The sequence below is a fragment of the Mycobacterium fragae genome (assembly GCF_002102185.1).
Classification (GTDB): Bacteria; Actinomycetota; Actinomycetes; order Mycobacteriales; family Mycobacteriaceae; genus Mycobacterium; species Mycobacterium fragae.
Map to the genome: position 1 here is coordinate 163,292 of NZ_LQOW01000028.1, position 21,151 is coordinate 184,442.

The following is a 21,151-nucleotide window of genomic DNA, read 5'->3' on the forward strand; positions in this document are numbered from 1 at the left end:
CCCAACTTACGGCGTTTTACGGGTTACCGCGTTGACGGCAGACCGAACAGGCTAAACAGCGCCGGATCAAGAAAGACGATGATCGAGGCAATCCCGGCCGCGCCCGTGGAAAGGACGTGTATCGAGTGGGCCCGCATGACACCGTCGGCCGTGCGCCGATACTCGGCGACGGCGGGCTGCCTGTTGGCAGCCGTCGGGACGAGCACCAGATCGCCCGGCTTCGCGAAGGCGCGCCGCTCGAGGAATCGTGTCACGGCGTCGCGGCCCTTGAACCAGACCGCCAGCGGCGGCATTTCGAGCCTGACATCGGTTTGGAGCAGCTCGGTGAGTGCGGCGAGGTCGGCGTTTTCGAAGGCCGCGCAGTACCGGTCGAGTAGCTCGCGGCGCGCGGCATCTTCCGGCTCGGCCGCATCCTCTTCGGTGGGAGCGACCTCGGCGAGGTGAGCGCGCGCTCGCTGCAGAGCGCTGTTGACGGCGGCCGGTGTGGTTTCGAGTAGTTCTGCGACCTCGGCGGCGCTGAACTGCACGACGTCGCGCAGGATGAGCACCGCCCGCTGTCGCGCCGGAAGCTCCTGCAGCGCGGTGGCCACCGCCAGCCGCACGCTGTGCCGTGCGGTGACCGCCGTCTCGGGCGTCAACGTGTCGGGCAGCGGCTCAAGCCACTGATAGCCGCCTTCGTTGCTGTCGAGGTCTGTGTCCGGATCGATCGAACCGGTGCCCACACCGGCGGGGAGCACCCGGCGGGCACGGTTCTCCAGCGCGCGCAGACAGGCCGTGGTCGCGATCCGATACAACCAGGTGCGCAGCGCCGCGCGCTCCTCGAATGCCTGATAGCCACGCCAGCCCCGCAAGTAGGTCTCCTGGACCAGATCCTCGGCGTCATGCACCGAACCGAGCATGCGATAGCAGTGCGCGATCAACTCGGCACGAAACGGCGCCGCCTGCTCGATGAAGTCCTCCTGGGCCGGCACGGCCACTCCTCATCTGTGATGCAAATGCCTACGCCAGTACAGATACACCCGGCGAACGAAATTCATCGGGCGCACACCGATGAATCCGCAGGGCGGCTCGTATCTGAACTAGTGCAGGCAACATCAACAAGGAGATCGTGATGGTGAGAATCGCCGACAATGCAGTTCTGATTACCGGAGGCAATCGCGGCATCGGCCGGGCGCTGGTCGAGGAAGCCTTGAATAGAGGCGCGAAGCGGGTCTACGTCGGAACTCGTGCAGCCCTGTCGCATCCAGATGACCGCGTCACACCGCTAGCCCTGGACGTGACCAACGCGGAACAGATTCGGCGAGCGGTCGATGAGGTCGAGTCCCTCGACGTCCTCATCAACAACGCCGGGGTGGCGCTCTACGACGACTTAAGCGATCGTTCTGCTCTCGAACGGCACCTGGCCGTCAACCTATTCGGCACCTACGACGTGATCCGTGCCTTCCTGCCGCTGTTAGCTCGCTCCAGCGGAGCCATCGTCAACAATCTCTCGGTGAACGCCGTTGCCCCTCTGCCGCTGATTCCGGCCTACTCGATCTCGAAGGCGGCCGCGTTCAACCTGACGCAATCGCTGCGGGCCCTGCTGGCTGGCCAGGGCGTGTCCGTCCATGCCGTCCTGACCGGCCCGGTGGACACCGACATGACTCGCGGTCTGGACATACCGAAAAGCTCCCCAGAATCCGTCGCGCGAGCCATCTTTGACGGAATCGAAAGAGGCGAGGAGGACATCTTTCCCGACCTCATGGCGCAGTCTGTGGCTGACAACTGGAGCAGCGGTGCGGCGAAGGCGCTCGAGCGCCAGTATGCGGCGCTACTCACAGAATCATCGGCGAAGTCGGCATAGGGAGTCGAACGACCATGAGCGAAACAGTCAATGGCCTCGCCGGCACCACCGCGATCGTGACCGGGGCGAGCCGCGGATTTGGTCGCGCAATCGCCGCGGCGCTGTCGGGTGCCGAGGTACGCGTCGTCGGCGTCGCGCGAACCGGTGCGCAGCTCGACGAGCTGCACGACGAACTGGGCGGCGCCTTCACTCCGGTGATCGCGGACGCCGCCGATTCTGCGACGGCTCGCCGACTCATCGACGAGCATCGACCGCAGACACTGGTGCTGTGCGCCGGCGCCACTCCGACAATGAGCCCGCTGCAGGAACAAACCTGGGAAAGCTTCAGCCAGAACTGGAGCGTGGACGTCGCGCAGGCATTCCACTGGATCGGGCATGCGCTGCGTCGCCCGTTGGCGCCGGGCAGCTCGGTGATCGCGATGTCCAGCGGCGCCGCGGTCAACGGCTCACCGTTGAGTGGCGGCTATGCCGGGGCGAAGGCGGCGGTGAAGTTCATCGCCGACTACGCCGCCGCCGAGTCGGAGCGGGCCGGCCTGGGCGTCGACTTCGTGTCCGTGCTGCCGCGGTTGACGCCCGCCACCGACCTGGGCGCCAAAGCCGTGGCGGCCTACGCCGGGCGGCAAGGCGTCGACGTCGACACCTTCGTGCAGGCGTCGGGACCCGCTCTCACCGCGGAGCAAGTCGGACGCTCCGTGCTGCAGATCGCCGGTGGCCAACACCGTGACCACCGCGCGTACCTACTCACATCCGCAGGCCTGTCGCCAGTGGCCTGAAGTAACCGAAATCGAAAGGCGGACAACGCAATGAACACACCTCCGATCGTGTCGGCACAGGAGTGGGAGGCTGCGCATCAAGAACTGCTGGTAAAGGAGAAGGAACTGACCCGCGCGCGTGACGCCCTAGCCGCCCAGCGCCGACGGATGCCATGGCTGGCGGTGGAGAAGGACTACACCTTCGACGGGCCTGAGGGCAAGGTGAATCTGCTGGGCCTGTTTCAGGGTCGGCGTCAGCTGATCGTCTATCGCGCATTCATCGAGCCGGGCACGGATGGCTGGCCCGACCATGGCTGCCGCGGCTGCTCCATGGTGGCCGATCACGTCCCCCACCTGGCGCATCTGAACGCCCGCGACACCACGCTGGTGTTCGCTTCGCGCGCCGCGCAGAGCGACCTGGAGCGCATCAAGACGCGGATGGGCTGGACGGTGCCGTGGTACACGATCACGGACAACTTCGACGCCGACTTCGGCGTGGACGAATGGCACGGCACCAACGCGTTCATCCGCGACGGCGACCGCGTCTTTCGCACCTACTTCATCAACAACCGCGGCGACGAAGCGTTCGAGAACACCTGGACCTACCTCGACATGACGGCGCTGGGCCGCCAGGAGACATGGGAGGACTCGCCCGAGGGCTACCCGCAGTCCCCGCCGTACGAGTGGTGGGACTGGCACGACGCATACGGCGACCACGAGCCCTCGCGCTGGTTTGGCGATCCGGACCCGAACAATCCCAACGACCCGCGTCCACCGCGCAACAGCTGAACCAGGCCTGCCGGTCGGAATGGCGATTAACATAGCTGTCGATGACTGGGCCGAGTCTGCCAAGCAGGTTGCGCCGGTTGCTCGATTTTGACCTGAGCATCGCCGAGCTGATCGGCGTCGCGCTGCTACTTACAGCGCCCTACCTCATCGTGGGCGGGGTCTGGGCGGGCACCCACGCCGAACGCCTTGAGCAACTGCGCGGCGTGGATTTGCTGATCTCGCTGCTCGGGTCGATCGCGTTGTGGCCGGTGCTGGTCCTTGCCAACGTCTCATGTTGATTCGGCTCCGGCAGGTGTTGAGTTACCGGGTCAGCATCGCCGGGCTGGCCGAAGTTGCCGTCTGGCTTGGTGCTGTCTACCTGACCATCGGGTTGGTGTGGTCGTTCCTGCACTTCGATCACGTGCAGCGAATGCAAGCTCAACTCGAAGAGCAACTACACCTGCCAGCAGGCAATGAGCTTGTGGCGCTTGGTGAAGCCAGCGTGTTGTGGCCGGTCATCTTGGTGCTGCCCGCACGCGGGTGCGCGCACTGAACCGAACAGAGCGGCCGTCCGTGATGCGGACATGACGACAATTGGACAAGCGGTCAGCCGCTACGGACTGGCCCTAACGCTGGCGTGGATCGGTTTCGGCAAGTACATCAAAATGGAAAGCCGCGTCCTGATCGAGCACAGCCCGCTGATGAGTTGGGTCTACCACGTTTTCAGCGTCAACACGGTCGCGTGGGGGTTGGGCACGATGGAGATCGCGGCCGCGGTCCTCATTGCCGCCCGGCCGCTCTCGGCGCGGCTTTCGGCCATCGGCAGTGCGATGGCGACCGTACTGTTCTGCGGCACACTGAGCTTTCTGTTCACCACACCCGGTGTGGTCAGCCGGTTCGCGGGCCCGATTCCGGTGTTGTCTGCGTTACCCGGTCAGTTCCTGCTCAAAGACCTTGTGCTGATAGGCGTTTCCATATGGAGCCTCGGTGAGGCTGTGCAAGCACACCGAGCGTCACTGGTTCTTGACGCCGACCGTGATAAGGTCCGAAATAGGCCGGGTTAACAGCGGCCGGGGGATCCGGTGCTGGTCGTCGATCGTGAACCCTGCGCCCTCGAACAAGCTCCGCACCTCGTCGGGCGACGCGTGATGGGCTGGTTTCCAGTTGCGGCCCAAGGGTCCCTGCAGACGCGGTTGCCGCGCAGAGAGGGCCGCGACCGCCACCAACCCGCCGGGGGAGAGGACGCGGTGGAATTCCCGTAGCGCCGCGGCTTGGTCGAAGAAGTGAAACGCCGACGTCGTCACAACGGCATCCAGTGCCGCGTCTTCGAAGGGGAGATGCTCCGCCGGGCCACGCAACCATTGCACTCGCGTCGAGCGGGAGCGAGCCTGGTTGAGCATCCCATCGGACATGTCCACGCCGTAGATTTCCTCAGGACCCAGTTCGCGTTCGATCCGGTCGGCGAGAATACCTGTGCCGCAGGCGATGTCAGCTATCTTCCGAGACTGGTGCGCACGCAGCTGCGCGATCACCTCGTCGTGCGCCGGACGGTATACCCAGTGCTGTAGAAATGGCAGGTCGTATGCCGGGGCGGCCAAACTCCAGAACCGGGTGACAAGGTCGTTGAAACCGCGCCGCTGCGGGGTGCTCATCTACTTCCTCGAGGTGTAGTAGATCGTATCGGCCATCGACACCGAATCATTGCTCTGCGGGATTGCCGCAAGCCCGTTGTCGGCCAACAGTTGACTCATCGGGGTACCGACCGACCGCCAACCCAACTCGTCCAGATAGTCGGCGACGTCGTTGCGCTCGCCCTCATAACCGAGGTCGGCGAACTCGAGCTCGAAGCCATGCGCGCGCCATTTTTCGGTGGCCTTGCGCATCATCTCCCGCGCGCGCTCGCGGTCCGCCTCCGAGATGTTTGGGACAGCCTCGGTGGCGAGCCGGCTGCCGTCGGCGCTGAGCGCGGAGATGTTGTCCAGCAAGCGGTCCTGAGCTTCCGGAGGCAGATACCCGAACAGCCCCTCGGCAATCCATGCGGTCGGGCGCCCGCGGTCGAAACCGGCTTCCGACAACGCCGTCGGCCAATCGTTTCGGAGGTCGATGGCGACCGCGCGGCGATCCGCCGTCGGGGCCGCGCCCATCTCCGCTAGGGTCGCGCTCTTGAACGCGATCACCTCAGGCTGGTCGACCTCGAAAACCGTCATCCCGGCCGGCCAGGCCAACCGATAGGCGCGCGCATCCAAACCGGAGGCCAGGATTACCGCCTGGCGGATTCCGGCCTGGGTTGCGTCGCGAAAGAACGAGTCGAAGAACCGCGTGCGGGCGGCCATCGCGACGGGCATGTGCTCGAGCTTCCAGCTTGACTCGTCGTCGTCGAGGTCGGCGGCTGCCAGGTCACCGGTGACCAACCGGGTGAAGAAATCCACGCCGACGGCGCGGACCAGCGGCTCGGCGAACCGATCATCGATTAATGGGTCCTCGGCCTTGGTGGCGATCGCGCGGGCCGCGGCGACCATTGTCGCCGTCGCTCCCACGCTGGTCGCCAGGTCCCAGGTGTCGTTGTCCGTGCGCGGCATCGTGCTCCTTGCGTCAGATCGGGCTGTTATTTAGCTAGCCTAGCAAGTAGTTAGTTAATTTAACAAGCTATTCCACCGGGTGGATGTCCCCTGACGATCTGCTTGCCCTCGCACGACGGCGCGGAGTGGCTTTTCTCGACTGAGTCGGCGCCGAGCCGCTCAGCACCGTTCGTGATCGCTGTGGCGATTGCCGGGTTGCGGTGCGTGCCTGGCAACCACCACCGTCGGGCCCCACCGTCTGCTGCGGAATTCGACGCTGATTGCCGGGTCCGCATGATAGGCGAGCGCACGCAGCGCCGACCGGCTGTATGCGCGCAGCGAGCTAATGAATGCATCGTGTAGCAGCGGGAATAGCCCAATGAACGGCAACGTCGCAGCCAACGTCACCAAGTGGAGTGGTGCCGGCGGCCTGCGGGCGTCAATGATTAACAACTTGTTCCCAGCACGGGTGCCTTCGGCGAACACACGGGCGGCCAGTGCAGGCGGCAAGTGATGCAAGGACAACGCAAAAACCACGAGGTCGTAATACCCGTCCGGGGCGTCGATTGCGGTGGCATCCATTTCTCGCACCGTGGCGCGGGGGTGACTGCCGAGGTCGCCGGCGGCGATAGCGGCCACCAACGTGGGATCGATGTCGGTCACCGTCACCTGCGCAGTGGGGTGATTCTCCAGCAGCTTGCGCGACAGCCCGCCGTGGCCGGACCCGAGTTCTAAGATCCTGGGAGTAGAGACATCGCCCACTTCATCAAGTGCCATCCGGGCAGCCTTCTGATGTACACCAAACAATCGTTCGGCCCGCTCGAGCGAACGGATCACCCTGCGCTTCAGGTCGTCGACATCGTTGCGGTCCAGGTATTCCGGCCGGTTAGTCTGCAACCGCCGGACCAGCCAGGAGGCATCAGGCCCGCCCCGGGGCATGCTCGCAATGTCGCGAGGCGGCCTATCGATATGGGCCATCATCGTCCGGTCCGCCTTGATGTTTACCGGCGCCCCATCGAATGGTGCGACCGCGGCAAGGTATTTGAGATTGTGTCAATTTCCCTACAGCTCCTTCGATTCAGCGCGCCAAATCCAAGACCGCTGTGCGGCAGGCCGCCCACGCGGGAGACGTCACATCGATGAGTGAGTAGTGGTCAGCGCCGGGGATCACCAGCAGCCGCGCGTCGTCGCCGGCACGTCGAGCCGTGGCGACGAAGCGCTGCGACTGGCTAAGTGGAACGTCGTCGTCGACGGTGCCGTGCACGCACATCGAGGGAATGCCCATCGGAACCAGGGCGCTAGGACAAGCCAGCGAGCGCGTGTCGGGGTCGTCCGCCCAGGCACCCAGGAAGCTCCGGATGGCATTGGAACCCAGGCCCTCCTTGAGCGCGAATACGAGGTCCAAGACTCCCGCCTGACTGACGAAGCCGCTCAACGGTACGACGGGCGAGGCTCCGGGAGCGTCGACGGGCAGCGACCCTCGACCGGCCAGCCAGCCAGCCAACTGACCCCCCGCGGAATGGCCGATTGCGACCACCCGCGATAGGTCGAGGCGTCCGGCGGCCAAGGTCTGACCGGTGGTGGCGAGCAAGTCCACGGCGGCGGCAACATCCAGACAGGTGGCCGGCCAACCACCGCTTCCATGGTCGGGGTCGGTGCCTACCCTGCGGTATTCGACGTTCCAGGAAGCCAAACCGTGCCGGGCCAGATCCTCGGCCAGATCGGAGGCCAGGTTGGCATGGTAGGTCGTTCGCCAGAACCCGCCGTGGATGACCACCGCGACGGGCCAGGGGCTTGGGCCGGCGGGAAGGCTGAGAACGCCGTACTGGCTGGGATGGGTGCCGTAGCGCACTAACATCACGCGGGCTCACAATCGACCATGTATCCCGGCCGAGCCGCAGGAGGGTGGCGGGCAAGCCGCGGACCCACGACAGCTCCCGAGCAGAAGCTGCGGTAGGCGAGTGTCTCGGCGGGCTGTGTTCCCTCGCCTAGCCGGAATCCAGCTAGCCCTATGATCGCCGGCAACTCTGATCCAGTTGATCGATCAGGTAGCCGACCCCGGCGGTGCCCCCGGTGCCCCGGCTGTCCCCAATGAAGCGGCGAACTACGTCCAGGTGGACCAGCCGCCAGCGCGTGAGGCCGGCGATGAATACGTCGAGCTGCGCGCCTAGTTGGAGTTTCTGCCGGCGGTTGATGCTGTCGCCGTGGCGCCGGTCGGCAACGATCTCGAGCAGCGCCGCCACGGGAGCGTGGCGAACCCCCTCCAGCAAGATCGCGAACTGGTGCGACTGTGCCGCGCTCACTCCCTGTAACTTCGGCCGGAACTTGTGGAAGTCATCCACCGCAAGATGTTGTAGGGCGCTCTGTGTCGTTAACGTCAGTTCAAGTACGGCGTTGGCGCGCTTCAAGCGATCGATCGCCCTGTCGAAGTCCGCCAGACGCGCAGACTCCAGCGCGAGCTCGAGGTCGGCGAGGATCTGCGAAACCCACAGTTCCGAGGTTTGGTGGATGACCAGGAAGTATCGCTCGTCGCTCCAAGCGGAACGGTCGCCGTCGGCGAACAAAGGCTGCACGGCGCCGAGCAGCTCGTCGAGATGCAGGTAGTCCGCGTAGCGGAGCCGCTTGGACGCGGGCTTTCGCTCGGCGTCGATGTCGTTGGCATGGTCACTAAGCTGCGCCGGCGCGGTATCTGAAGGAGTCAACCAGCCTGCACCGTGTCGCACATGCGCGCAGATACCGCCAAGGGCGTCACACCACAACCGGCTAATCCGGGTGACCTGCGCGCGATCAAGCGCCGATGGCGCCCACGTCCACATGGCGTGCAGTTGTGGACCGTCGGCGGCGTCGACGGTGACAGCGTTGACGGCCGCGGTATGCACCAGCGGCATAGGGGGACCGGCGTTGCCGCTATCGGTGAACAACGAACCCCAATAGCCGATCCGCCACACATCACCATCGGCCGAAGGACCCTGCACCGGTACACCCAGGCGGCCCAGATAGTTGAACCCGATCGGCGGGTCAGATCCGGCCAGGTCTACATCGGTGCTCAGATAGCGCAGCACGCCGTAGGTCAGGGGATGCGGAAGAGCACGAAGTTGCTCTTTGGCGTCCTTGATCACCGCCCCCAGCGCCGGCTCGCCGGCCACCACCTGCGGCCAAGACAGCACACCCACAGTCAACGACACCGGGAATTTAGCCGTAAACCACCCCACGGTGCGCGACAAGTCAACATCGGGGGCCAGCTCTTCGTGGCGCCCATGGCCCTCCACGTCAATACCGATCGGCGCGCCGCCGTTGCCCAAAAATTCCGTCAACGCCAAGGCCAGCGCGATCAACAGGATCTCCTGCACCCCGCCATCAAACGCCGCGGGCACCTCACCTAGGAGCACGCGGGTGGTCTCGACCTCCAGCGACACCTCCATGTGCCCGGCAGTGGCATAGGTATCCACCGCAGGCTGCACCGCGGGCAGCGCGGCAGGGATCGCCCCCACCTTCCTCCAGGCGTCCGCTTGGGCGACGACTTCTGGGCGGCGGGCGTGCTCAGCCAGCAGCGACGCCCACCGGGCAAACGACGTACCCGTCGCCGGCAGGGCTATCGGCTGCCCCAGACGGTGTTGGGCGTAGGCGGTGTTGAGGTCATCCAGCAAAATCCGCCACGACACCACGTCGACGGCCAGATGATTTGCGATCAGCACCAACTGGCCGGTCGAGGCAACCCAGAGCGCGCTGAGCATCACCCCGGCGGCCGGATTCAACCGAGATTGCGCCTTCGCCAGCGCCTCATCGGATAACACGTCCACTGAGTCCAGGCAAGTGCTCGCATCCACCGACCCCGCCTCAGGCACGTGTAGCGACCAACCCCCGGCGCCGTCGTCGTCGACGCGGAGCCGCAGCATGGCGTGCCGATCCAGCAAGGCCTGCACCATGAGCACCACGTCGGTCTCGGTGACCCCTGCGGGAGCCTGCAACATCGCCATCAGATTGAACTGCTCAACCGGGCCGTGAACACTTTGCAGCCAGCGCATGATCGGGGTCGCCAGCACATCGCCAACGCCGTCATCGATCGAGCCACCCGCGCCGTCGCCCACTGTGACCGCCCGCGCCAGCCCGGCGACGGTCTGCTCGACGAAAATATCGCGGGGCCTGCACATCAGGCCGGCGGCCCGGGTCCGCGCCACGACCTGCATCGCCGATAGTGAGTCCCCGCCGAGGTCGAAGAATGAGTCGTCGGCGCCGACGTGGTCCAGGCCGAGGATTTGGGCGTAGATGCTGGCCAGGATTTCTTCGATGGGGGTGGCTGGGGCTCGGTAGTGGGTGGTGGTGTAGTCGGGTGGGGGTAGGGCGCGGGTGTCGAGTTTGCCGTTGACGGTCAGTGGTAGGGCTTCTAATGCCACGATGGCGGCGGGGATCATGTAGGCCGGCAGCCGCTCGGCTAGTTGGGTGCGCGCTTGGGCGGGGTCGGCGCTGCCGGTGATGTAGCCGACCAGTCGTTTGTCGCCGGGGCGGTCTTCGCGGGTGATCGCTGCGGCTTGCTCGACTCCGTCGAGGGCGGTGAGGGCGGCGCGGACTTCACCGCATTCGATGCGATAGCCGCGGATTTTGACCTGCTCGTCGGCGCGTCCCACATACCGCAGTTGGCCATCGGCGGCCCAGCGCACCAGGTCTCCGGTGCGATACATCCGTGTTCCGGGCGCCGCGAATGGGCAGGCCACAAACCGCGATGCGGTCAACCCGGTGCGCCGCCAATATCCGTAGCTGATTCCGGGGCCGGCCACATACAATTCGCCGGTCACACCGATTGGCGCCGGGTGTAGCCACTCATCGAGCACCAGCAGCGCGGCCTGCGATACCGGCGAGCCGATCGGTGGTGGCCCCGAATCGGTTGTGAGGGGCGCGGTTAAGGTCACACACATGGTGGTTTCGGTGGGGCCGTAGCCGTTGATTACCACCTGCTCGGGCGCCCAGCGGTCCACTACCTGGGCCGGGCAGGGTTCGCCGCCGAGCACCAGGGTCAGCGATTGCAGTCCCTGCGGTGATAACGCTGCTGCCGCGGTGGGGGTTTGGGTTAACACGGTGACGTGTTCGCCGGCGAGTACATCATGAAAATCGTTGGGGGAGCGGGTTATCGAGTCGGGTATCACTACTAGCCGCCCACCATGAAGCAGTGCGCCCCAGATTTCCCACACCGAGACGTCGAAGGCATGCGAATGGCATTGCGCCCATACCTGCCCCGGCCCGGCTGGCAGGTCGGTGTCTGAGGCCAGCAGTTGGGTGATGTTGTGGTGGGTGGCGGCCACGCCTTTGGGGGTTCCGGTGGTGCCCGAGGTGTAGATCAGGTGGGCGATATCGTCGGGATCCGGGGTCGCCGGTAGTGCGGTGCTGGGTTGGTTGGCGAGGGCGGGGTCGTTGACGTCGATGACCGCCACATCCAATCCGTTGAGCCGCCCGGCTAGATCGGCGGTGGTGAGCACGGCCAGCGGTGTGGCGTCGGCGAGCATGAACTCGATGCGCGCCCGCGGATGCTCGGTATCGATGGGCAGATAGGCCGCCCCGGTTTTCAGCACCGCGGTGATCGCGGCGATCGCCTCGGCTGAGCGCTCCATCAGCAACCCCACCACAGCGCCGGGACCCACACCGCGCCCGGCCAACAGGTGGGCCAACCGGTTGGCGGCCTCATCGAGCTGGCGGTAACTCCACGAACACCCCTGGCATACCAGCGCCACCGCATCCGGGCTGCGGGCCACCTGCTGGGCGAACAACACCGGAATCGAGGCCGGGGTGGGTGCGGGCTGGGTCAACACCGCCCGGTTGCCGATGCGATCCAACCGGGCATGCTCGGCCTCATCGAGCAGATCCACCGACGACAACGAGCGCCCCGCATCGGCGGTCATCGCCATCAACACCCGCTGCAAGCGCTCGATGAGCGCCTCGATGCTGGCGGTATCGAAAACGTCGGTGCGAAATTCCACCGCCCCGCCAATCCCGGCGGGCTCACCGGCCTCGGTGAAGCGTTCACCCAACGAAAACGCCACATCCATGCGCGCGCTGTGGGTGTCCAACGGTATCGAGGTGACCTCAAGGCCTTCCAACACCAAACCAGCGGCCGGATCGGTGTGCCCCGCGAAATTCTGCCAGGCCAACATCACCTGAATCAGGGGATGATGCATCAACGACCTAGCCGGATTGAGCCGCTCCACCAACACTTCAAAAGGCACGTGTTGGTGTTCGAACGCCTCCAAACTGCGCGCCCGAACCTGGGCCAACAACTCCGTGAAGCTGGGATCACCCGTCAGATCGACACGCAACACCAAGGTGTTGACAAAAAAGCCCACCAACTCATCCAGGGCGGGATCACCACGACCAGCGACCACGAACCCCACCGCCACATCGGGGCTGGCGCTGATCTTGGACAACAACACCGCAAGGCCGGCCTGAACCACCATGAAACTGGTCGCGTTGTGCTCGCGAGCCACCCGGGCAACCTGCTGCTGCAGCCCCGCCGACCACTGCACCACCACACTGGCGCCGCGCTGATCAGCAACCGGCGGATAAGGCCGATCGGTGGGCAGCTCGACACGTTCCGGCATCCCGGCCAGGGTCCGCTGCCAAAACCCCAATTCACCAGCGATCGCACTATCGGGATCCGACTCGGCCCCCAACCACTCCCGCTGCCACAGCGCATAATCGGCATACTGCACCGCCAACGGCGCCCACCCCGGCCCCCGACCCGCGCACCGACTGGCATAGGCCACGCTCAAATCAGCGGTCAGCGGCCGTAGTGACCAGCCGTCCGCAGCGATATGGTGCAACACAATCACCAGCACGTGCTGTTGATCAGCAACACCGAAAAGCCGTGCCCGTAACGGAATCTCGGCCGCCAAATCAAACGGGGAGCACGCCGCTGCGTTGATAGCCGCATCTAGTTGAGTTGTCGACCACCCGGTGGCATCAACAACGTCCCACCCGAAATCAGCGCGCTCAACTGGGATCACCACCTGCTGGGGTGTTCCCTCGACCGTGGGGAACACTGTGCGCAGGCTCTCATGACGGCCCACCACATCGGCCAGCGCCGCACCCAACGCATCAACATCAAGCCCACCACTTAACCGCAACGCCGCCGCGACGTTGTAGACCGGTGAGGGCCCCTGCAATTGGTCGATAAACCACAACCGGTTTTGAGCAAACGACAACGGAACCACCGCGGGCCGCTCAACCGCCGCCAACCGCGGAAGCCGACTCGAACCCACACCGATACGGGGCGCCAGCCGGGCAACCGTGGGCGCGTCGAACACGGTGCGTACCGAAAGATCGGCATCCAGTGCGGTATTGATCGCGGCGATCAGCCGCATCGCCGATAGTGAGTCCCCGCCGAGGTCGAAGAATGAGTCGTCGGCGCCGACGTGGTCCAGGCCGAGGATTTGGGCGTAGATGCTGGCCAGGATTTCTTCGATGGGGGTGGCTGGGGCTCGGTAGTGGGTGGTGGTGTAGTCGGGTGGGGGTAGGGCGCGGGTGTCGAGTTTGCCGTTGACGGTCAGTGGTAGGGCTTCTAATGCCACGATGGCGGCGGGGATCATGTAGGCCGGCAGCCGCTCGGCTAGTTGGGTGCGCGCTTGGGCGGGGTCGGCGCTGCCGGTGATGTAGCCGACCAGTCGTTTGTCGCCGGGGCGGTCTTCGCGGGTGATCGCTGCGGCTTGCTCGACTCCGTCGAGGGCGGTGAGGGCGGCGCGGACTTCACCGCATTCGATGCGATAGCCGCGGATTTTGACCTGCTCGTCGGCGCGTCCCACATACCGCAGTTGGCCATCGGCGGCCCAGCGCACCAGGTCTCCGGTGCGATACATCCGTGTTCCGGGCGCCGCGAATGGGCAGGCCACAAACCGCGATGCGGTCAACCCGGTGCGCCGCCAATATCCGTAGCTGATTCCGGGGCCGGCCACATACAATTCGCCGGTCACACCGATTGGCGCCGGGTGTAGCCACTCATCGAGCACCAGCAGCGCGGCCTGCGATACCGGCGAGCCGATCGGTGGTGGCCCCGAATCGGTTGTGAGGGGCGCGGTTAAGGTCACACACATGGTGGTTTCGGTGGGGCCGTAGCCGTTGATTACCACCTGCTCGGGCGCCCAGCGGTCCACTACCTGGGCCGGGCAGGGTTCGCCGCCGAGCACCAGGGTCAGCGATTGCAGTCCCTGCGGTGATAACGCTGCTGCCGCGGTGGGGGTTTGGGTTAACACGGTGACGTGTTCGCCGGCGAGTACATCATGAAAATCGTTGGGGGAGCGGGTTATCGAGTCGGGTATCACTACTAGCCGCCCACCATGAAGCAGTGCGCCCCAGATTTCCCACACCGAGACGTCGAAGGCATGCGAATGGCATTGCGCCCATACCTGCCCCGGCCCGGCTGGCAGGTCGGTGTCTGAGGCCAGCAGTTGGGTGATGTTGTGGTGGGTGGCGGCCACGCCTTTGGGGGTTCCGGTGGTGCCCGAGGTGTAGATCAGGTGGGCGATATCGTCGGGATCCGGGGTCGCCGGTAGTGCGGTGCTGGGTTGGTTGGCGAGGGCGGGGTCGTTGACGTCGATGACCGCCACATCCAATCCGTTGAGCCGCCCGGCTAGATCGGCGGTGGTGAGCACGGCCAGCGGTGTGGCGTCGGCGAGCATGAACTCGATGCGCGCCCGCGGATGCTCGGTATCGATGGGCAGATAGGCCGCCCCGGTTTTCAGCACCGCGGTGATCGCGGCGATCGCCTCGGCTGAGCGCTCCATCAGCAACCCCACCACAGCGCCGGGACCCACACCGCGCCCGGCCAACAGGTGGGCCAACCGGTTGGCGGCCTCATCGAGCTGGCGGTAACTCCACGAACACCCCTGGCATACCAGCGCCACCGCATCCGGGCTGCGGGCCACCTGCTGGGCGAACAACACCGGAATCGAGGCCGGGGTGGGTGCGGGCTGGGTCAACACCGCCCGGTTGCCGATGCGATCCAACCGGGCATGCTCGGCCTCATCGAGCAGATCCACCGACGACAACGAGCGCCCCGCATCGGCGGTCATCGCCATCAACACCCGCTGCAAGCGCTCGATGAGCGCCTCGATGCTGGCGGTATCGAAAACGTCGGTGCGAAATTCCACCGCCCCGCCAATCCCGGCGGGCTCACCGGCCTCGGTGAAGCGTTCACCCAACGAAAACGCCACATCCATGCGCGCGCTGTGGGTGTCCAACGGTATCGAGGTGACCTCAAGGCCTTCCAACACCAAACCAGCGGCCGGATCGGTGTGCCCCGCGAAATTCTGCCAGGCCAACATCACCTGAATCAGGGGATGATGCATCAACGACCTAGCCGGATTGAGCCGCTCCACCAACACTTCAAAAGGCACGTGTTGGTGTTCGAACGCCTCCAAACTGCGCGCCCGAACCTGGGCCAACAACTCCGTGAAGCTGGGATCACCCGTCAGATCGACACGCAACACCAAGGTGTTGACAAAAAAGCCCACCAACTCATCCAGGGCGGGATCACCACGACCAGCGACCACGAACCCCACCGCCACATCGGGGCTGGCGCTGATCTTGGACAACAACACCGCAAGGCCGGCCTGAACCACCATGAAACTGGTCGCGTTGTGCTCGCGAGCCACCCGGGCAACCTGCTGCTGCAGCCCCGCCGACCACTGCACCACCACACTGGCGCCGCGCTGATCAGCAACCGGCGGATAAGGCCGATCGGTGGGCAGCTCGACACGTTCCGGCATCCCGGCCAGGGTCCGCTGCCAAAACCCCAATTCACCAGCGATCGCACTATCGGGATCCGACTCGGCCCCCAACCACTCCCGCTGCCACAGCGCATAATCGGCATACTGCACCGCCAACGGCGCCCACCCCGGCCCCCGACCCGCGCACCGCGCCCGATACGCCTGGCCCACGTCTCTGACCATGGGAGCCGGTGACCACCCATCAAAAGCTATGTGGTGCAACACAATCCCTACCACATGCTGCTCGGGTCCCACCGAATAAATCTGCGCGCGAATCGGGATTTCGGCCGCCAAATCAAATCGATACCGCGCGAGTGCCACCAACTCGGCGGCTACATCTTGCTCCGGCAACGACACCACCGTCGCCCCTCCGCGCCGCCACATCCCCGACTGGGCCGGCAACACTTCCTGAAACGGCACACCGTCGATGTCGGGAAATATGGTGCGCAGCGATTCGTGGCGAGCCACGACATCATCGAGGGCGGCGTCCAGCGCGTCGATATCCAGCGCCCCGTTGATCCGAAACGCGGTCGGCATGTTGTAGGTCGCAACGCCGCCCTCGAATTGGCTGAGGAACCACAACCGCTGCTGGGCATACGACAACGGGACTCGTTCCGGGCGCGGCATCACCCGCAGCGGCGGGCGGGCCGGGCCGCCACGATGACGGTGCAGATACTCGGCGAGACCCCCGACGGTAGACGCGTCAAACAGATACCGCACCGGCACTTCCCGGCCCAAGCCCAACTGCAGTCGCGCGCTCACCCGGGTGGCGATCAGTGAATCGCCACCTAGGGCAAAGAAGTCGTCATCAAGCCCGATTCTGTCTAGGCCCAGCACCTCGGTGAACACCTGGGCGACGATCTTTTCCGTCTGCGTCTGCGGCGCCCGGAAGGGTGTGCCGGCAAACACCGGTGCGGGCAGCGCCTTTCGGTCGATCTTGCCCGAGGAGGTCAATGGGAACTGCTCGAGCACCACAATGTGGGCGGGCACCATGTAATCGGGCAGCCGCGCGCTCAATTGCTGCCGGACCGCGCTGAGCTTGGTGTTGGTCTGGGGGTCATTGGCATTGGTGCTGCGGTGGCGGGCCCCGGCGGGGGCCAGATAAAGGTCGGTCAGCGGCGGGGTGTGCTGGGGATCGGTGGGGGCCAGGAAGACGGCATCGAGCGTGCCGGGTTGGGCGCCCCAAGTGACCGCGACGTGGTATCCGGTGGTTTTACCGAGGCGGTGCAGTTGTTCGGGGGTCGCGGTTTCGGATACCGCGGCGGCGCTGGCTTGGGCCTGTGCCTCGGCCAGGGGCAGGCCGGCGGCGATGGCTTGTTCGAGGTGGACGTCGGTGATCAGTCCGGCGCGGGGGATCTCGGTGATGCGCACGACGGTGGGACGTTGAGAGATCAACCGGGTGTGCAGCTCGTCCAGGCCCGCACATTGGGTCCACGCCCAGGTGGGTGCGCTGGCCAGTGAGCGTATCGGTGTAGGGATTTTATAGACAATGACGTCGTAGCGGTAGCGGTTGAGTTCGTTGTCGGCCAATCCGCGTTTGACTTCGATGTCGAGTCCAGCTACCGACACATGGTCAAGGGCCCAGGCAGTGAAAAACTCTGGCGCCAGCAGCAATTCGGGTTCGCTGACCAAGGCGCGATAGACGCGTTGGCGGATTTCGGCCGTCTCGGTGGTGGTGGTGCGGGCGAGCGCGACGGCGGTTTGGAACGCGCCCTGCAGGGTGTGGTTGCGCACATCGCCGATGAATAATCTCCCGCCAGGGACCAGCAGATGCAAGGCATTGTCGATGACCTCAGCCAGGTACCGCGCGTTGGGGAAGTACTGGATAACCGAGTTGAGAATGATGGTGTCGAAGTAGCCCTCCGGCAGTGAGTCGGTGACGTGGGCGGGTTGGGTCAGCAGCTGGACCCGATCACGCCACGGGATCTGCGACTGCTCCAGCGAACCGGCGAGGTTGTCGATAGCCAGTGCTGACATGTCGGTGCCGACATAGTGCTCACACCGCGGGGCGATCTGTGACAACACCAGCCCCGACCCCGCACCTATCTCCAACACGCGCCGCGGCTGCAGGGCCATGATCCGATCCACCGTGGCCGAACGCCACTCCATCATCTCCTCGAGCGGAATCGGATCATCGGTGTAGCTGCTGTTCCAGCCCCGAAAATCCATGCCGAACTCTGGCACCGCGACCTCTGCGCCGTACAGCTCGTCGTACATGTGTTGCCACTGTTCGACCACTTCAGCGTCGCGGTCAGCGGCGGTCGTGTGTTCGAGGGTGATGTAAGCGATCAGGCGATAGCCGGTGGTGCTGGGGCGCGCGGTGGCGACGGCCTGAGTGACCTGCGGGCAGGCCAGCAGGGTGTTTTCGATTTCGCCGAGTTCGATGCGCTGTCCGCGCAGTTTGATCTGGGTGTCGCCGCGGCCCAGGTAATCCAGCGTGCCGGCTGGGGTCCAGCGCACCAGGTCGCCGGTGCGGTACATGCGCGCCCCCGCGCTCCCGTAGGGGTCGGCCACGAACCGTTCGGCGGTCAACTCCGCGCGGCCGACATAGCCGTGCGCTAGTGCGGCCCCGGCAAGATACAGTTCACCGACCACGCCGATCGGGGCCGGGTTCAGCCGCGAATCGAGCACCAGCGCGCACACTCCCGGAATCGGGGCGCCGATGCTGGCCAGCTGCCCCGCCGACAGCGGTGCAGTGCAGGTGGCGCAGATGGTGGTCTCGGTGGGGCCGTAGCCGTTGAACATTCGCCGGCCCGGCGCCCAGTCGGCTACCAATTCCTGCGGACAGGCCTCCCCGGTCGTGATCAGCGTGTCCAGCCCGTCCAACCGGGCCCGATCCAGCGACGACAGCACTGTCGGGGTCAGCACCGCCGCGCTGACCTGCTGGTCCTGCAGCAACGCGGTTAACGCCTCCCCGGCATACACGTGCCGCGGCGAGACCACCAACGTCGCGCCCGACCCGACCGCCCATAACCAGTCGAAGATCGACGCATCAAACATCGGCGAGGCGACCATCAGCACGCGCGCATCCGCGCCCACCCCACACACCGCGCATTGCGCCGCGGCTAGCCCCAGCAGACCGGCGTGGCTGACCGCCACCCCCTTGGGGGCACCGGTAGATCCCGAGGTGAACATCACATAGGCCGTGTTATTCGCGTCCAGCGCCGCCAGGCGGTCGGCGTCGGTGATCGCCTCCGCGCAGCGATCCGACACGTCCAGACCGTCGATGCGCAGCACTTTGCGCGCCCCGGCCACGGTGTCGGCACCACAGGTCACCACACACACCGCCGCCACCGCGTCCAACACCATGGCGATCCGCTCTACCGGATGGGCCCGATCCACCGGCACATACACCCCGCCAGCCTTCACCACGGCCCACCACGCCACCACCAGCTCGACACAGCGATCCATCGCCACGCCCACCGCACGCTCTGGACCCACCCCGGCCTCGATGAGCACCCGCGCCAACCGCGTCGACCACTCATCCAGCTCGCGATACGACAACTTCCGGACGCCGTCGACCACGGCCACCGCGTCCGCATCGGTCGACGCCGTCGCAGCCAACAACTGCGGTGCCACCCCCACCGGGGCCCCTACACCAGCACCAGACCACTCCGACAGCACCAGATCACGCTCAGCGCGATCGAGCAACGACACCTCTCCTACCACCAGTGACGCATCTGCCACCAATAGGCGATCGAAGAGTAATTCCAGACGGGTTATGTGCCGGTCGATGTCGTCGGCCGTGTACCGGTCCGGATTCCAGGTGAATTGAATTCGCGGCGTGCCGTCACCCAGCTGCGGATAGATGTTTACTGCAAAGTCTTGTATGGGGTAGGTCGTCAACACGTTCGGTGTCGTTTCCGAAGGCCCAAAACGAACCGGGGTGGCGAAGTGGAGTACGTTGATCGCCGGGCCGAACTCGACGTTCATGTCGAGATGTGTCGCATCGGCAATGAGGTCCGGCCAGCGCCGGAACTGCTGATGCCGCAGCGCAGCGACCACGGCCTCGGCGACCCGATCGGTCAGTGCACCAATCGTGTCTCTGTCATCGACGGAGATGAGCAGCGGCACCAGGTTCGACACCATGCCCGCACATTTCTTCAGCGGCGCCGCCGTGCGCGCCGAAACTGGTAGCGACATCGAGACGTTCTGGCGCCCTGTGGTTTTCGCGATGAACACCGCCATTGTCGCGACAAACCTTGCGACATCTAACTGGGGCTGCCCGTTCTGCGTGAGTCGATGCGTGCACGCCAACTCGCGCACCACCGGGTGGCGGGGTGCCACTGACCTTCGCGTTCCGCCCAGGTCGGTGATGTCCAGGGGTCCGGTCAGGACCGTCTTCCAATACTCGGCATCGGCATGACTGCGTGAAGACTGCTGATACTTATCGTCTGCGTCACGGATCAGGGCAAACTCGGAGAAGTCGACTTCGCAGGTGGCGGGAGGGACTGATCCGGAGTAGACGGCCGCGATGTGCCGGATCAAGTTGTAGGCGCCATACCCGTCTAAGAGGACGTGGTGTGTACGCAGGTAGAAGTACGACAGGTTGTCGGTGATCCGGAGCAGCGCGAAGTTGGTGAGTCGGTCACGGACCAGGTCGATGGGGTGGCGGTAGTCGTTGTTCATCCAGCTGGTAGCAGCGGCTACCGGGTCACGCTCGGCACGCAGATCGATAGTGCGCAGGGTCTTGGGAAACGAGCGGTCGACTATGAAGACCGGTTCGCCGTCATCGAGGGATAGCCGCGCACATGGTGTGCCGAACCGCGTTGCCGCCGCTTCGCACGCAACCATGAGCCGCTCGGCGTCGACATCGTGATCGATCGCGAAAAACGCGGCGAAGTTGTAAGGGACTTCGGGCTGGAGTTGTTGGGCGGCCCATATTGACCGCTGTGCGGCGGTTAACGATCCCAGCCTGTCTGGTTGCGTGCCGTAGTTGAGCATGATGACGGCGAACTCCCTATTTAGGGCCGGGATGCCCTGGAGATTGCAGTCGCTTTACTCCCAGGCTGGTGCCGGGGCGATCGCTGGATAAACGGCTGGCCGAGACGAACTCACGGCGCGGCCCGGCGCGCGGTCCAACGCCTGGGTCTGGCTTTGGTGCGATAAGACGATCGTTTGCATTGCCGAACTCGGTAAACGACGCGTAGTCATCGAGCAGTCGTGTCAGAAAGCAGCTGTTGACCTCTTGCTGCGCGTGGCGGTGTGGTGGCAATGCCCCCTGCACGCCGACGATGGCACTTCCTTCCCCCATCATCTAGACACGACCACCGGTGCCCGTCAGTTCAATCGAATGGCCACACCGCCCGATGGCCCGGTCCTTCGGCATCACAGCCTCTTGGCGACTCAGCTCTCGGCTACGGCCGCGCTCTACGCCGGACCTGCGCCCATATAAGGCCCTCGCCATCCCATTCGGATCGATTTCCAGTCGATGGATGCGTGTGCAGCGGCATCGGGCTACGTTCCCGCAGCTGTGCCTTC

Annotated in this window: 12 protein-coding genes; 6 read left to right on the top strand and 6 right to left on the bottom strand. The window is 65.1% G+C overall.

Features of this window, described 5'->3' with window-relative positions:
• Positions 1–23: 23 nt before the first annotated feature.
• Entirely contained in the window at positions 24–971 is a 948-nt protein-coding gene (locus AWC06_RS17550) for a sigma-70 family RNA polymerase sigma factor (RefSeq protein WP_085199436.1), read from the bottom strand.
• Positions 972–1,111: 140 nt separating this feature from the next.
• Between AWC06_RS17550 and AWC06_RS17555 the strand changes: the two genes are divergently transcribed.
• The 6 genes from AWC06_RS17555 to AWC06_RS17580 are packed head-to-tail and all read left to right on the top strand — an operon-like array spanning position 1,112 to position 4,427.
• Positions 1,112–1,843 carry an SDR family NAD(P)-dependent oxidoreductase gene (locus AWC06_RS17555; RefSeq protein ID WP_227371089.1) on the top strand — a complete coding sequence of 244 codons (732 nt, stop codon included), beginning with the start codon at positions 1,112–1,114 and terminating at the stop codon, positions 1,841–1,843.
• A 14-nt stretch (positions 1,844–1,857) separates the two neighbouring features.
• The gene (locus AWC06_RS17560) at positions 1,858–2,616 is read left to right on the top strand and encodes an SDR family oxidoreductase (RefSeq protein WP_085199281.1); all 759 of its coding nucleotides are present in this window, start codon (positions 1,858–1,860) and stop codon (positions 2,614–2,616) included.
• 30 nt (positions 2,617–2,646) lie between these two features.
• On the top strand, positions 2,647–3,384 hold the full coding sequence (locus AWC06_RS17565; RefSeq protein WP_085199282.1) for a DUF899 domain-containing protein: 738 nt from the start codon (positions 2,647–2,649) through the stop codon (positions 3,382–3,384).
• 41 nt (positions 3,385–3,425) lie between these two features.
• Complete coding sequence (locus AWC06_RS17570) at positions 3,426–3,662, top strand: hypothetical protein (protein ID WP_372458152.1); 237 nt, start codon at positions 3,426–3,428, stop codon at positions 3,660–3,662.
• Positions 3,656–3,916, top strand: a complete 261-nt coding sequence (locus AWC06_RS17575) for a hypothetical protein (RefSeq protein ID WP_085199283.1) — start codon at positions 3,656–3,658, stop codon at positions 3,914–3,916. The genes AWC06_RS17570 and AWC06_RS17575 overlap by 7 nt, the downstream gene beginning before the upstream one ends.
• Positions 3,917–3,947: 31 nt before the next feature.
• Positions 3,948–4,427: a DUF417 family protein gene (locus AWC06_RS17580; RefSeq protein ID WP_085199284.1), complete on the top strand. Its 480-nt coding sequence runs from the start codon at positions 3,948–3,950 to the stop codon at positions 4,425–4,427.
• Here AWC06_RS17580 and AWC06_RS17585 read toward each other — a convergent pair.
• The 5 genes from AWC06_RS17585 to AWC06_RS17605 all read right to left on the bottom strand — a co-directional run bounded on the left by AWC06_RS17585 (position 4,377) and on the right by AWC06_RS17605 (position 20,614).
• On the bottom strand, positions 4,377–5,015 hold the full coding sequence (locus tag AWC06_RS17585; protein ID WP_085199285.1) for a class I SAM-dependent methyltransferase: 639 nt from the start codon (positions 5,013–5,015) through the stop codon (positions 4,377–4,379). The two genes, AWC06_RS17580 and AWC06_RS17585, sit on opposite strands and share 51 nt — an antisense overlap.
• Positions 5,016–5,942 (bottom strand): SAM-dependent methyltransferase, encoded by a 927-nt coding sequence (locus AWC06_RS17590; RefSeq protein ID WP_085199286.1) that lies wholly within the window; start codon positions 5,940–5,942, stop codon positions 5,016–5,018.
• Between the two features lie 159 nt (positions 5,943–6,101).
• Positions 6,102–6,899 (bottom strand): class I SAM-dependent methyltransferase, encoded by a 798-nt coding sequence (locus AWC06_RS17595; protein WP_085199438.1) that lies wholly within the window; start codon positions 6,897–6,899, stop codon positions 6,102–6,104.
• A 100-nt stretch (positions 6,900–6,999) separates the two neighbouring features.
• Entirely contained in the window at positions 7,000–7,779 is a 780-nt protein-coding gene (locus tag AWC06_RS17600; protein WP_085199287.1) for an alpha/beta hydrolase family protein, read from the bottom strand.
• Positions 7,780–7,930: 151 nt separating this feature from the next.
• Positions 7,931–20,614 (bottom strand): non-ribosomal peptide synthetase, encoded by a 12,684-nt coding sequence (locus AWC06_RS17605; protein ID WP_085199288.1) that lies wholly within the window; start codon positions 20,612–20,614, stop codon positions 7,931–7,933.
• Between the last annotated feature and the right edge of the window lie 537 nt (positions 20,615–21,151).

What these genes read in the sequence shown, in the direction of transcription:
- AWC06_RS17555 (WP_227371089.1), top strand. Translation starts at nt 1,112, where the DNA reads ATGGTGAGAATCGCCGACAATGCAGTTCTGATTACCGGAGGCAATCGC.
- AWC06_RS17560 (WP_085199281.1), top strand. Translation starts at nt 1,858, where the DNA reads ATGAGCGAAACAGTCAATGGCCTCGCCGGCACCACCGCGATCGTGACC.
- AWC06_RS17565 (WP_085199282.1), top strand. Translation starts at nt 2,647, where the DNA reads ATGAACACACCTCCGATCGTGTCGGCACAGGAGTGGGAGGCTGCGCAT.
- AWC06_RS17570 (WP_372458152.1), top strand. Translation starts at nt 3,426, where the DNA reads ATGACTGGGCCGAGTCTGCCAAGCAGGTTGCGCCGGTTGCTCGATTTT.
- AWC06_RS17575 (WP_085199283.1), top strand. Translation starts at nt 3,656, where the DNA reads ATGTTGATTCGGCTCCGGCAGGTGTTGAGTTACCGGGTCAGCATCGCC.
- AWC06_RS17580 (WP_085199284.1), top strand. Translation starts at nt 3,948, where the DNA reads ATGACGACAATTGGACAAGCGGTCAGCCGCTACGGACTGGCCCTAACG.
- AWC06_RS17585 (WP_085199285.1), bottom strand. Translation starts at nt 5,015, where the DNA reads ATGAGCACCCCGCAGCGGCGCGGTTTCAACGACCTTGTCACCCGGTTC.
- AWC06_RS17590 (WP_085199286.1), bottom strand. Translation starts at nt 5,942, where the DNA reads ATGCCGCGCACGGACAACGACACCTGGGACCTGGCGACCAGCGTGGGA.
- AWC06_RS17595 (WP_085199438.1), bottom strand. Translation starts at nt 6,899, where the DNA reads ATGGCCCATATCGATAGGCCGCCTCGCGACATTGCGAGCATGCCCCGG.
- AWC06_RS17600 (WP_085199287.1), bottom strand. Translation starts at nt 7,779, where the DNA reads ATGTTAGTGCGCTACGGCACCCATCCCAGCCAGTACGGCGTTCTCAGC.
- AWC06_RS17605 (WP_085199288.1), bottom strand. Translation starts at nt 20,614, where the DNA reads ATGCTCAACTACGGCACGCAACCAGACAGGCTGGGATCGTTAACCGCC.